We start from the raw sequence: 13,207 nt of genomic DNA, 5'->3' as shown, positions 1-13,207 counted from the left end.
ACGCGCGGGCGGGGCTGACCGCGCACAACCGCAGTATGGGCTACCGCACCCTGAATTCCGGCGGGTGTGAATGGTCAGAGGGCCCGGCGGATCCGCGCGCGTTCGGCACGTCGCCCGGTTGGTGGTGTCGGGACGGAAACAGGCCGCGCCCGACGAGTCCGACGCCGAGCGCGATGACGGCAGCCCCGGCCGCACACCAGGGCGTGCTGTCGAGTTTCGCCCCGTCCACCAGGACACCACCGATCAACGCCCCCGCACCGATACCGATCTGGAACGCGACGACGTAGACGGCCGAGGCGACGTCGGATACCGCCGGGGCGACGCGCAGCACGCTGCTCTGCAACACCACCGGCAGCGTTGTGAACGCGCCACCCCATGCAATGACGGCAACCGCCGTCAGCACGGGACTACGGCCGATCAGTCCCAGCAGGGTCAGGGCCAACACGATCGTGGTCGTGGGTAGAACGAACGCCAGCCGCGGCCGGACGTCGATCACCCGTGCCGACAGCACGATGCCGGCCAGACCGGCCGCTCCGTAGCCGAGCAGCAGGATGCCATAGCCCGTTCCGACGTAGCCACCGTGCTCCCGGACGAGCGGTGCGATGTAGGAGTAGGCCGTGAACTGCCCGACCACCACCGCCAGCGTCACGACATACAAGGCGATGAGGCGGCGTTCGGCGACTCTGGCGAGCAGGTCGCGGGAGAAGCCGGAATCGTCCGCGCCGGGCAGCGCCGGAAGCAGTCGCCAGAGCGCGACGAGCGTGAGCGCACCGCCCCCGCCGACGACGAGGAACGCGGCCCGCCAGCCTGCTAGTTGACCGAGCAGGGTGCCCAGCGGCAAGCCCACCACAAGCGCGAGGGAGTTGCCCATGAACACGATCGCGGTGGCCCGGCCCTCCTGTCCCGCGGGCGCCAGTCGGGCCGCGACCGGGGCCAGGATCGACCAGAACAAGCCGTGCCCGAGCGCGCACAGCAACCGAGCGGCGACCAGCCACCAGAAGCTCGGCGCGAGGGCGGCGCCGATTTGGGAGAGCACGAATACCCCGAGCACGGCCACGAGCAGGTGATGCCGCGGCAGGTGCGTGGTCCAGGCCGTGAACGGGATCGCCGTACCCCCGGCGACGAGTGCGTAAAAGCTGAGAAGCAGCCCCGTCCGACCCTCGGACACCGACAGGTCGGAACTGATCTGCGGCAACAATCCGACCGGGAGCGTCTCCGACGTCACGTAGACGAAGGCGGCGGCACTCAAGGCCGCCAACGCCACGACATGCACTCGGCCGCGGCTGTTGGTGGGTGCGGCCGGCATGCGGCCAGCGTTCCAGACGGCCCCGACCACTCCGTGTCGGGGGCGCCCGGTGGCGCAAGCACCGGGCCGGCGAGCACGATGGCTTGGTGAAGCTCAAGCTTGATCTGCACGACATCTACAACCGCGGTGGCGAGATCGAGCGCGCGCTCCAGTCGATCATGGACGAAGCCGTGGCGAAGAAGGCCCCGTTGGTGGAGATCATTCCAGGAAAGGGATCCGGGCAGCTGAAGAAGCGCGTGCTCCGCTTCCTCGACCGAAAAGACATCAGGCTGCTCTACCACCGCGTCGAGAAGGATTCCGACAACTTCGGTCGGGTGTTCGTGCACTTCCGCTGGAAGTGAGCTCGGAAGTGAGGATTGTGCATCTTCGGGGCTAGCGTGAAGACCACGGTCCGCATCGCGGAATCGAACGATGGGGGTGACGGGTGTCTGACCACCAGCGCGATGCAGCCACAAGACACGGTGCGCAGGCGAGGATCGCTGCCGACGCCGAACCGCCCTCGCCGCCCAGTGCCCGAACGTCGGAATCAAGTGAGGAACGGAACGCCGCGCGCACACAGGACCTGCAGGGTGGCTTGGAGCAGTTGTCAGCGCTTGTGATGGAAGCGTGGTCTCTGGAAGATCTCGTGGGCGAAGTCGCCCGGGCCGCGGTGCACGCGATCCCGGGAACCCAGGGCGCGGGAGTGACACTGCTTCGGCTGGGTGAGTCCGCCGACCGTGTCCAGTGCTTGGGGGCCAGCGATCCCTTCGTCGAGCAGGTCGATGTCATCCAGTACGAGCTGATGGATGAGGGCCCGTGCATCACTGCGGCCCAGCTGGGGCGAACCGTGGTTTCGGCCGAAATAGGTCAGGACGGACGGTGGCCGCGGTTCGGCCCGCGGGTGGCGCGCCTGGGCGTGCGCGGGGTGCTGTCGTTGCCGTTGATCCTGCCCGATCAGATGGTCGTCGGGGCGTTGAACTGTTACTCCCGCGCCGTGAATGCCTTCGACACGGACGCCTCCCGGCTAGGAGCGCTGTTCGCGACCTCGGCCGCGGTAGCGGTGCACAACTCGCAGGTGTTCGTCCGGGCGCGAACACAGGCTGAGCAACTTCAGGCCGCGCTGAGCACTCGCGCGGTGATCGACCAGGCGATCGGCATCATTCGCAGCCGGTCCGGGGCGACCAATGACGAGGCGTTCGGGCGGTTGCGCCAGTTGAGTCAGGGCGAGAACGTGAAGTTGGCCGTCGTGGCCGAGCGCATCGTCGAGGAGGCAGCCCGCCGGGCGCGCGCACGTCATGGGCTCACTGACCCGGCTGCCCGCTGACCCCAGCTGAGACCGCCGGAGCCGGCCGCCAGTTCCGCCAAAACCCGACGCCGAACGCCTGTTCTCAGCACCGGTCCCGCTGGTACTGTCCGAACTGGTTGGACACCCAGCCGGCCCGGCCGACCGCGGTGCACGCCCTGCGGTCGTCAAGCGAACCGCTTACCACCGGGCACAGACGGTGACTTCCTCGAAACGGTCACCACCTAGATGACGAGTGCCTCGCCTCCCCCCTCCGGCCCGCCCAAATGGGATCAGGTTGCCGCCGCGTCCACCCTTTCCGTGCTGAGAGCGCCTGGCTATGCCCACCTGGTGGCCTCGGTCGAGCCGGCGGTGGTGTTCAGCAGTCTGGCCAGCGCGTGCGTCCCTGAGCTGGCCGATGAATGTCACGTCACGCTGGTCGAGGACGACGGCGTGGCGTACCGAATCAGCATGCCCGCGACGGCGAACTGCCTGGACACCGCAATCGAAGACGTGGGGGACGTGCCTCCCCCCTGGGCAGCACAGCACACCGGGCCAGGCACCCTGCGCACCCCGATCGCCAGCCCTCGCGCCGACGGTGAACGCCGCTACCGCGGAAGCGTTGTTCACCGGTGGCTGGACGGACACCCTCCGACGGCGGCGCAGATGCACGCCGCGCTGCTGCTGGTGGACCTTGCCGTGGTGCTTGTCGCCCGAGAACGGCTCAGCGAACAACTCCGCCACCGCGCCGAGACCACGGAGAACCTCCGTCAGGCCGTACTCACCAGTCGTGAGATCGGCGCGGCCCTCGGGATCTTGATGGTGACCCACAAGGCAACCCAGGACGAGGCTTTCGCGTTGCTGCGAAGTTACAGCCAACACACCCACCGCAAGCTTCGAGACGTCGCGGCCGACGTCGTGTTGAGTGGGTCGCTGCCCGCCCAGGTCCGCCTGCGGGGACCGTTGAGCGCAGGCCCCGGACCTCGGGACGGCCGGTGAGCCGGCACGGCTCGCGGCCCCGGCAACCGCCACGTCCGGGGCCGGGGGTTGCCCGTCCGCTCGGTTCGTGGCCGCCGACGCGCTTGTGGTGAGTGCGGTCTTCCGGCGACTGCGCCGCCACGCTTCCCCCGCGGCTCACCGGCGCCGCCGCTCGAACGAACTCCCCCTGCAGGCGTGGTTGCAACCTGGCGATGACGACGATGACGAGAAGCTGCGGGCCGAACGGCTTTCCCAGGGGGACGTCGAGGCATTGATGGAGCTCTACGACGAGATCGCACCGATCGCCTACACCTGGGCGTTGGCCTTGACCGGCTCGCCCGATCGCGCGGTCGAGGCGCTGCATCGGACGTTCCTGACCGCGGCTCAACGTCCCGAGGTCTTTGCCGACCGCCGGGTTCGCTGCCGTGGATGGGTCCTCATCGAGGTCCATCACGTGGCGTGGACCTTGGCCCGAGTTCCCGAAGAACAGCCCAACCCGGTCGCGGATCGCGGGTCCGGTCGGCCGAGCACCGCCCTACGCGCCGAGGGTGGTCGCCGGTAAGTAGGTTCCCCTCGGACTGTTGGTGGCAAGCAGTGCCTCGAACTGAGCTTCGGGCAGTCCTGGTGCGTAATGAAATCCCTGGGCGGAGTGACAGCCCAGATCAACGACGGACTTTCGCTGCTCGTCGCGTTCCACACCTTCAGCGATCACGTGAATGCCGAGACGGCGGGCCAGTTGGCTCGTCGTGGCCACGATCGCATCGCACGTCGGGTCGTGCGGGAGGCCGGAGACGAAACTGCGGTCGATCTTCAGGATGTCTACCGGGAAACGGTTCAGATAGTTGAGGGAGGAGAAACCAGTTCCGAAATCGTCCAGGCCAGCCTCACGCCGAGGGACTTCAGCTCACTCAGCACCGTCAGCGCGCGTTCGGCATCCGGGATCAAGATGCCCTCACTCAGCTCCAGAATGAGCGCTTCGGGATCCATCCCTGTCGTGTGCAGCGCGTGTTCCACCGTCGCGCCGAAATGCGGTCCCAGTAGCTGACGGGTGGACACGTTCACGGCCACGTCCAACGGCTGGTGGGGGTAGCGGTGCAGCCAGCGGGTCCGGGCCCGGCAGGCTTGATGCAGGATCCAGCTCCCGATGCCGACGATGAGGCCGTTGTCCTCAGCGATCCTGACCATGTCCAGCGCGGGGACCGCTCCGCGAGTGGGGTGGGTCCAGCGCAGCAGCGCCTCGGCCCCGCAGACGTATCCGTCGCGGACTCGCACGATCGGCTGGTAGGCGACGCGCAGATCACGTCGGTTGAACGCAGCCGTCAGATCCCGCTCCAGGCTCGTGCCCAGACTGGCGTGCGAGAGCTGCCGGACGTCGATGATGTCGGGCTTGGCGCCGACGGCCATCTTGGCTTGGTACATGGCGATGTCGGCATCGACGATGAGCTGATTCGAAATCGTCTCCCCGGGTCCGGCATAGGCCATGCCGACACTGGCGCTCGCGGTGAGTTCGTTACCCGCAACGAGGAACGGCTCCTTGAGGGCGTCTCCGATCCGGGCGGCCAAGGCGTGGATATCAGCGGCATCGGTGAGATCCTCACAGAGGAACACGAACTCGTCTCCGCTCACGCGCGCCAGAGTGTCACCCGGTCTGACCAGGTGCGAGAGACGGTCAGCGACGGCGACGAGCAGGTCGTCTCCGACTTGGTGTCCGTAGGTGTCGTTGATCTGTTTGAAGCGGTCGAGGTCGGCGAACAGGACCGCGGCTGGGGTGTGCGTCCGTGCGGCGCGCTGCGCGGCATGTTCGAGTCGTTGTTGCAGGAGCAGCCGATTGGGCAGGCCGGTCAGCGCATCGTGCAGCGCGCTGGTCCGGAACCGATCCGAGGCCTCCCGTGCCTCGTCCCGGGCCTGGGCATTCAACACATAGGCTGCCGTGACGTCGGCCAGGGTCTGGGCAGTAACGAGGTCGGCGTCACTGAGCTGCCCCGAGGTGTCCCGGTAGAGGTCGAGCGCCCCGAGGCCACCAGCCCCGTGGCGCAGGGGGAACGTGAACGCTGCAGCCAGACCAGCCGCCATGGCAGCCTTGGCAAAGGCCGGGAATCGCGTCTCCACCGCGAGGTCGGGAACCGCTACGGCCTCGCCCAATTCGTAGGCGAGCATGCACGGACCCTGTCCCAAACGGGTCTGCAGCCGTTCGAAACGCAATGCCGATCTGTCCGACGCGGCAACGTAATGCGGTGCCGCCCCCGGCGAAATAAGCGTCACGCCGGCGGCCGTCACAGGCAGAACGTCCACGATCCGAAGCACCAGATGATCCAGGATCGCCTGGATCGGAAAGTCGGTGATCAGCGTCCGGGCGAACTCGCTCAGCAACTCCGACAGCGTCGCATCCGAGGTCATGCCGTCCCCGCCTGGCGCCCGGACACACCGCAAAGAAGGCGGGGACGCCGCCAAGACCAGGTTGAAGTCGGACGAGGCGGGATTGCTGGAAGTGTTGACATGAGCGCCTCGAGGACGAGTGCCCGACTCTGTCCGGCGGCGAGCGGGAGCTCTACGAAGCCGCGGCAGACTGCGGACCCGGTTCCGAACCAGCTGAAATCCCAACCGCTGTCATCGTACGCGGTCGCGACCGGCCTTAGGCGGCGCTGGCGCAGAGACGATTCGCCAGGCGAGTCTGGCGACGGTGGGCGGCTCCGCCGATCCTGATCATCATCGCCGAGCCGACGGCAACGGACAGGACGTGCCCGGTCGAGGTCATGCCGGGAGACCCGATGAACGGGTACAGCACACTGACGGCGACGATCATCAGACCCACGATGCGGATTCGTCGTGGAAGCGAAAGGCTCGCCGCGGCCAGGACGGTGTACATCACGTAAGACACGCCGACGTCCGGCCGCTCCGCGGAGAACTGGGCGAGCAGATGGATGTGCGCGCCGAGCTCGATCCCGTACTCGGTGAGCAGCGTGGCGACCACTTGACCGGTCAGGGCCACGAACGCCGTTCGCCAGGGGCCGATTGCTCGCTCCAGTACGGCGAAGCCGACCGCGACCATCAACAGGTTCGGCATCAGGTTCCCGGGCACCACGAAGGTACTGCCGACCATCGCTGCGACCGGATGGTCGGCGAGGTTGTGCACATTGGTGGAGGCCCAGGCCACTGTGTCGGCAACGCTTGCGGGGTACAGGTGAAGCAGCAGAGCCGCCGCCAGCAGGAGGAGCACCATCAGGGTGGCCAAGGGCGTCGCTGTCGGGGAGGGCAGCAGACGGGCCGCGCTCCTGGCTGCGGGCATCAGGCTCCGCGGCAAGGTGGTGGTGGCGTGCTCGGGTGCGCCGTCTGTTGCAGGCGTTCCTGCGCTTGTCGCCATAATCGAAGTCAAACTCCCCAACCTTGGCGCCCGCTGTCGGAAAGCTGACTGTTTGCTGCATTATTTCATGGATTGGCGCAGTCGAAGACCTCCCACATTTGCCGGCTGTCTTCCGACGGCCTGGGACCCTTTGGCTAGTTCGAGAGATGCTGGACGGGACGCGATTGCTGCGCCCGTCGACGGGAGGAGCAGCGATGCCAGTACTGGGAGTCGGCGGCATATTCTTCCGCGCGCAGGATCCTGAAGCCCTCAATGCCTGGTATCGCCAGCATCTTGGCATCGGCGCTGGATGTGCCGCCGAGGACACCGGGCCTCCGGAGGAGTGGACGTGGACCGTGCAGGGTGGCCCGCTGGTCTTCGCACCCTTTGAGCGCGGCACGGACTATTGGGCGCCGGACAAGCAGTTCATGCTCAACCTGCGGGTGCGTGACCTCGACGGCCTGCTCGAAGCGCTGCGCGCCAGCGATATCGACGTCACGGTCGACCCGGCATGGGACTCGCAGGGCCTCGGTCGCTTCGCGCGCATTCACGATCCCGACGGCAATGCGATCGAGCTCTGGGAGCCGCCGGCTGCGCGATGACCCGCTCCAGGTCAGCGCGCTTCGCATTCCCGTGCGGCTCCGCTCAGCGACCGGTCCCCTTGGGCGGGCAAGGGTCGAGATCGGGCAGTGTGGATAGGTCGATGATGGAGGCGTCGAACGGCCACTTGCCCGCTTCCTTCTTCGGCTCGGCCTCGGTGTACCACTCCATCGCGAGCTGGGAACCGGTCATGTCCTCGCCACCGGCGTTGGCGATGAGCTCGGCGAAACTGTTGGTCTTGAGGTCAAGCACGTACGTGCTTCCCGGCTGCCACACCACGAATTGCTTGAAAATGCGCGGATAACCTGCTCCAGACAGACCGAGCTTCTCCCCCAGCGGCCAGTCGAATGGAACCAGCGTGATACTGCGGCCCCACTCGGGACGCCACGCCATGAGGTTTCCGGAAAAGGTTCCCCACACCAACGTTCCGTAGCCATACCTCATGACGAACGAACGGTCTTTCCCCGCCGTGATCTCCGCGGGCACCGGGACCGGACGGCCGGTTTCTTCATCGACGCCGGCCATCTGCATCGGCGGATCCTGATCTGTCGGCTTCGCATGCGGATCCACCGCTGAGAACCACACCTGATCACCCACCAGGACAATTGCCTCGGACAAACCCCGATACAGCGTGCGGATCTTGCCGGTAGCCAGGTTGTACTGCTGCAGCTCGTTACTACCCGCCGCCGAACCCGTGTCAGCGGCCTGCAACCAGTACAGATAGCGCTTGCTCAGCACCGGCTCGACCCAGCCTCCACTCAACGGCTGGCCCTGCCTGTCGACCGGATTCGTAGCCACCACCGTCAACTTGTTCCGGTGCCGGTCGAACAGGTACACCCGCCACAGATTCTGGGCCGCACCAACGTTCGTCAGCACATAGACGAACGCCACATAGTCATCGGTTACCACGTTGTAGGTGAACCCGGCGCCGGGCCTTCCCGCGATCGAGCCGATCTCCTGCACCACCCGCTGCCCCTTACCAACCAGAGCGAAATGCGCCACGTTGCCCTTATAGGTCTGTTGAAGCATCGCAGAACCATCCGGGGTCGGAGAGCCTCCTTCGCCCTCGCCTATCTGGGCATGCCACAGGCTTCCTCTCGCGATCGCATCCGTCCACGCCGTTGGCGCCTTCACCAAACACGGATATCCGCCCAAGTCCGCACCATCCTCATATCGAGATGGAGCGATTGAGGTTCTCCAACGACTCGGCGTGGGGCTCGCCGCGCCGCGGCTGGCGCCGACGCTGTGCGCCGGAGTCGTATGGGTCCTTCGTGGGCTACCTACTGACGTGCACGACGCGACACAGGCGGCAAGCAGCACCATCGTCAGGAGGCTTGAGCTTCGCAACAGCCGTCGTCTACCAGATATAACCATGGCCACCGACAGCATTGAGGATGTCCTGGCGAGCCGCGTGTGAACGAACCCTCGCGTTCTCTCCGACCTTGGGCCACCCAGGGTCGTTCACGATGGTGGTTACTCCACCGCCTTCATACCCACGCGCTACGAGCCAGTGCTGCCAGGGATAGTTGGGCTGATACGGCAGCTGAAAGCCGTCACCCGAATATTGGTTCAGGGCCATCGGATGGTTGGCGTCGACGTCGAACTTGAGATTCGCCTGGTAGGCCGCTACCTGCGCCGACGTGGGAATTCCGGAGACCGTCGCGGCGGAATACCAGGTGTTTCCTGTTTTCCTGTAGATCAGGTAGTTCAGAGCGTCTGCCATCGGATACCAACTCGAATACCGGTAGGCAGGAACGTTGTCAGCCCCAAACCACGCCGTTCCAGCGTTCGTGGCTCCGAGCAGTCTCGCCGCGGCCGCCTGCTGGGCGGCCGGAGTTCCGGACCAGCCGATCTTGAGGAAGCTGGCGATCATGGCCATGGTCGCGGGCCCGCAGTAAACCTCGTTGACCTGCCTCTGGTAGGCCACGCCGAGATTTCGGGAGACGTAGGCATTCGCAACTGCATGCAGGCCTTTTGCGCCGCCGGCTGTGCCTTCGGCCGCCTTCCAATGCTCATCGGCCAGCTTCTGCTTGGCCAGGCTCCGCTGCAATTCGTCCCCGGTCAACGGCCTGGGACTGCCGGGATCGAACTGGCCGATGGTCGGCAGCGGTCGCTTCGCGCCAGGGCCGCCGGGGCTGGCAGATGCCACCTGCGAGCTCAACAATACGACGGTGACCCCGACGGCACATGCCGCGGCGGCACCCGCGCGCCGTACTCCCAACATGCTCTGTCCCTGCCCAATCTGTCCGGTGATGTCGGATACGCCAGCAGACGATAGAGGACCGGAGACGCCTTCGTCAGAGGAATCGACAAAATTTGTGCAAGATCTCCCCCGAAGCGGAGGAATCCGTCGGCTATGCCCTCGTCACATCGTGGTGGTGGCGAAGGAGTCGAGCGGCAGCGAGGAGAGCTGGCTCAACGGGAGGTTGACCCTGAGCAGCCGGGCCGCGTCGGCGATGGCCTCCGGCGTGAGCGCGTCGGGAGCAAGTTCGCTGATTCGGGCTGTGAACGCGGATGATTCTCGACTGCTGATCAGGATTTCTTCGAGCTCGCCGAGCAGTCCCGGGCGCTGATCGACGAGGCGGACGAGCGGTTGGAAGAACATCCTGAGGGCCACCCACTTGGCAATGGCAATCAGGGAGTCGGGGCCGTAATCCAGCTCGCTGCCCGGCGTGCTGTTCGCGACCTGCATTTGAAGTCTGAATGCGTTGTCGAAACGCTTGGCCGCGCGGGGCGTCAGTTGCAGGCTACCGATGGCGGCCTGTTCAGCGGCCCGGACATCATCACTTTCCACCGACAGCAAGGACGAACGCCGTTCACGAACGGCAGCCCTGAGTGCGAGCAGGTCGGGGGTGGCCAGCACTTGAGAGTTGATGCCCGCGGCGTGGCGAGCCATGGTGAACTCCGCCGGGTTCTGCACGTCGAGATCGGCGATCCGGTCCCCCATCGAGACCGACGACGCGCCGCCGCCTGCGACGGCCGACCACCCCGCTTCAACCGCAGGGCCGAGATCGCCCAGCAACAACCGCTCGACCCGTTGCCGTCGGTGACCGTCCACGGCCACACTGAGTTGGAAGACCTTCTCCAGGAACTGCTCGCTCATCTCCCCGGCACGACGTGCGTTCAGCCGACGCATCCGGTCCTGCAGCGCGCTGAGCGAGCTGTCGACCGCGCTCGTCACCACATCCAGATCGATACCGAGAACGAAGGCGATCCGGCGGCCGTCGTGACGACCGAAGATCTCCGTGATGGCCGCCAGCGCCTCGGTGATCAAGGCCGCCTGACATCGGTCGAGATCGTCCAGGAACACCACGAGGCAGCGTCCTTGGCGGCCTTCGACGATCGCGGTCAGCAGGCTCTCGATGTCCTGCTCGGCTTGATCGCTGATACCGAGGAACTCGTCGAACTTCTTGGTCACCGATCCACGCGCGATCGCCCGCTCGAACGGCTGGCTCAACACACCCACGTAGCCGATGGCCACGGCGAGCGCCGCCGCCCCCGCACCAAGGCCGGCGAAGGTGAGCCAGGAGCCGGCACCGCGCCAGGCCGCTACGCTCTCCCAGCCGACGAACGCCGCCCCGACGAGGACCACGAGCAGGCCCCCGAAGAAGCGCGCCGGACCCCGCCGATGCCGTTCGATGCGAAGCCGAAACCTCAATCGCTGCAGGGGGGAACCCAGTTCTGCGCAGGTCTGCTGGTAGATCGCCCGAGCCAGTCCTGCCCACAGCGCCTCGCGCCCCTGAAAGCGCCAGGCATCGAAGCGGACGGCCAGCCAACGTCGTTGCCAGTACGGGCTCGGGTTGGTGCACAGTCGCTCGGCGAGTTGCAACATCATGCTCGACTTGCCTGAACCCCACTGTCCGCACACCGCTATCGTGATCGGCAGGGCGGTTCCCGGATCGTTGAGCACCTGGGCCAGCCCTTCCATGAGCGGGCCATGGCCGAGCAGATCGACCGTTGTCGGCCGATCCGCCGACACCCGGCCGAGCCAACTTCCTTGCTCCGGCTCGGCAGCGCGGCTACGGCGACGCGAGGTCAGGCCGCGCACCATGAGTGTGAACAACGCCTTGGCCGCCCGCCACGGCAGTACGACGATCAGCGCCAGGACGATCCCGGTGCCAACCACGAACGTTCGCAGCGGCCCACCACGCGGTGCGAGGTCTGAGTACACCGGGCCGTAACCGGGAGGGTAGCCATTGGGACCGTTCGCGGACGGGTCGAAGCCGTAGGGGGAATAGCCCGGTGGCGGCGAACCATAAGGACTGTCGCCGGAGACCGGCGGCGGTCCATAGGGGTTGTAGCCAGCGACCGGGGGCGGCCCATAGGGACTGTAGCCAGCCGGGGGCGGCCCGTAGGGACTGTCGCCGGAGGGCGGCGTCTGCTGACCGTACCGCGGAGCATCCGACCGCCCTTGCGTGGCGTCGGAAGGCGGGAACTCCGTGATGAAGGGAGACGGCTGCGAGACGTCAGGCGGTTGCGGCGATTGCGGCGCGGCAACAGGCGGCGGTTGCTGTGGCGCGGCAGCAGGCGGCGACGGCTGGTAATTGGGTATCACCGTCGCTTCTCGCAGCCACGCCGAGGAGTCTTCTTCCGACGGAGCTGACCTTGGTGGCAAACGCACTCCGTGCTGCTGCGCGGGCTCGGGGCTCTGCGACGCTGGCGCGGGTGTGGCGGACTGCCGGTGGTCGTCCTCGACCAGCAGCACCATCTCGGTTACCGGTAGCTGGCGAGAGCGCTGAATGTCCTGCAGCGAGCGGCCGAACTCCAGCGCGGTAGGTCGCGCCGAGGCTCGATGCTCCATGCCCGCGGCAATGAGGTCGGCGAAGTCGGCCCCCGTCACCTCGGGCGAGAGACGCGGGGCTGCCTCCGTCATGATCCTCTGCAGCACAGCCAGAGTCTCGCCGGTATAAGGCGGTTTGCCCGCAGCGCAGGTGTACAGCGTCGCGGCAAGGGCATATACGTCGGCGGCCTGGCCCGCAGGGAATCCGTCGATGACCTCCGGCGGTGCGTAAGCCGGGGTGAGCGGCAGGTCATTGGTTGGGGTCACGCCGTCGGACGTGCGCCGGGCCAGTCCGAAGTCGCAGAGGACGACGTCACCGAACCGATTGAGCAGTACGTTCGATGGCTTGATGTCACGATGCAGCAATCCGAGCTGACCCAAGCTGTGCACGGCTCCGGCGAGCTTTACGCCCATTCGCAGCGTCGTCTCCAGGTCGAGAGCGCCGCGTTCGGAGATCAGGTCGCCGAGGCTCTCGCGATAGAGCGGCATGACCAGGTACGGGTGACCCTCGCGGTCCAGCCCGTGATCCAGGATCTGAGCCAGATTGGGATGCTCGGTAACCTTGGCCATTGCGCGCAGCTCGTCGTCGATGGCCGTTGACAGCTTGCCTTCCAGGTTCATCACCTTGATGGCTACCATCCGGTCCAAGGAAGGCTGATAGGCCGCGTACACCTTGGAAAACCCGCCCTGACCGATCAGGCGCAGGTCGTCGAGGCCGGGAAACGTCGGCACAGTCATGCGACTCCCCCCGCCGCAGAATCCTGCCACGATCCTGGCCCGATCTGGCGACGGGCGCAATGGGCGTTCCGGCGGAGGGGCTCACTCCGATGCTTCGATGCGCGCCGTTCGACCTCAGTGCGCCGGGCCGGGGTCTACTCCGACGACACGGTCGAGAAGCTGCCTTGCCAAATACAAGAGCCCGACCAGCGCAACCGCGCCGCC

At 66.5% G+C, this 13,207-nt stretch carries 10 protein-coding genes and 1 pseudogene; 5 read left to right on the top strand and 6 right to left on the bottom strand.

Annotated elements, in window-relative coordinates:
- Nucleotides 1–40 precede the first annotated feature (40 nt).
- Nucleotides 41–1,306: an MFS transporter gene (locus M6D93_RS04640; RefSeq protein ID WP_249773191.1), complete on the bottom strand. Its 1,266-nt coding sequence runs from the start codon at nucleotides 1,304–1,306 to the stop codon at nucleotides 41–43.
- Between the two features lie 86 nt (nucleotides 1,307–1,392).
- Here M6D93_RS04640 and M6D93_RS04635 point away from each other — a divergent pair, with 86 nt between their 5' ends.
- The 4 genes from M6D93_RS04635 to M6D93_RS04620 all read left to right on the top strand — a co-directional run bounded on the left by M6D93_RS04635 (nucleotide 1,393) and on the right by M6D93_RS04620 (nucleotide 4,107).
- On the top strand, nucleotides 1,393–1,647 hold the full coding sequence (locus tag M6D93_RS04635) for a Smr/MutS family protein (protein WP_249773190.1): 255 nt from the start codon (nucleotides 1,393–1,395) through the stop codon (nucleotides 1,645–1,647).
- A 284-nt stretch (nucleotides 1,648–1,931) separates the two neighbouring features.
- A complete protein-coding gene (locus tag M6D93_RS04630) occupies nucleotides 1,932–2,609 on the top strand; it encodes a GAF and ANTAR domain-containing protein (RefSeq protein ID WP_249773189.1) in 678 nt (225 codons plus the stop codon).
- Between the two features lie 279 nt (nucleotides 2,610–2,888).
- Nucleotides 2,889–3,566, top strand: coding sequence for an ANTAR domain-containing protein (locus tag M6D93_RS04625; RefSeq protein WP_249773188.1), 678 nt, complete (start codon nucleotides 2,889–2,891; stop codon nucleotides 3,564–3,566).
- Between the two features lie 67 nt (nucleotides 3,567–3,633).
- On the top strand, nucleotides 3,634–4,107 hold the full coding sequence (locus M6D93_RS04620) for an RNA polymerase sigma factor (RefSeq protein WP_249773187.1): 474 nt from the start codon (nucleotides 3,634–3,636) through the stop codon (nucleotides 4,105–4,107).
- Here M6D93_RS04620 and M6D93_RS04615 read toward each other — a convergent pair.
- Together M6D93_RS04615 and M6D93_RS04610 are read right to left on the bottom strand one after the other, a co-directional pair.
- Nucleotides 4,081–5,942 (bottom strand): annotated as a pseudogene (locus tag M6D93_RS04615) (putative bifunctional diguanylate cyclase/phosphodiesterase). The gene M6D93_RS04620 and the pseudogene M6D93_RS04615 overlap by 27 nt on opposite strands.
- A gap of 235 nt (nucleotides 5,943–6,177) precedes the next feature.
- Entirely contained in the window at nucleotides 6,178–6,831 is a 654-nt protein-coding gene (locus M6D93_RS04610; RefSeq protein ID WP_249773186.1) for a rhomboid-like protein, read from the bottom strand.
- A 269-nt stretch (nucleotides 6,832–7,100) separates the two neighbouring features.
- On the opposite strand from M6D93_RS04610, the gene M6D93_RS04605 reads away from it, so the two are divergent.
- Entirely contained in the window at nucleotides 7,101–7,487 is a 387-nt protein-coding gene (locus M6D93_RS04605) for a VOC family protein (protein ID WP_249773185.1), read from the top strand.
- Nucleotides 7,488–7,530: 43 nt separating this feature from the next.
- Here M6D93_RS04605 and M6D93_RS04600 read toward each other — a convergent pair whose 3' ends face one another.
- The 3 genes from M6D93_RS04600 to M6D93_RS04590 form a co-directional block, all read right to left on the bottom strand.
- Nucleotides 7,531–8,514 carry a hypothetical protein gene (locus M6D93_RS04600; protein WP_249773184.1) on the bottom strand — a complete coding sequence of 328 codons (984 nt, stop codon included), beginning with the start codon at nucleotides 8,512–8,514 and terminating at the stop codon, nucleotides 7,531–7,533.
- 328 nt (nucleotides 8,515–8,842) lie between these two features.
- Nucleotides 8,843–9,646, bottom strand: coding sequence for a C39 family peptidase (locus tag M6D93_RS04595; protein ID WP_249773183.1), 804 nt, complete (start codon nucleotides 9,644–9,646; stop codon nucleotides 8,843–8,845).
- A gap of 204 nt (nucleotides 9,647–9,850) precedes the next feature.
- On the bottom strand, nucleotides 9,851–13,003 hold the full coding sequence (locus M6D93_RS04590; protein WP_249773182.1) for a serine/threonine-protein kinase: 3,153 nt from the start codon (nucleotides 13,001–13,003) through the stop codon (nucleotides 9,851–9,853).
- Nucleotides 13,004–13,207: the final 204 nt, after the last annotated feature.

Origin of the sequence: Jatrophihabitans telluris (genome assembly GCF_023516435.1) — a bacterium.
Classification (GTDB): domain Bacteria; phylum Actinomycetota; class Actinomycetes; order Mycobacteriales; family Jatrophihabitantaceae; genus Jatrophihabitans_A; species Jatrophihabitans_A telluris.
This window is presented reverse-complemented; position numbering and strand designations above follow the sequence as displayed.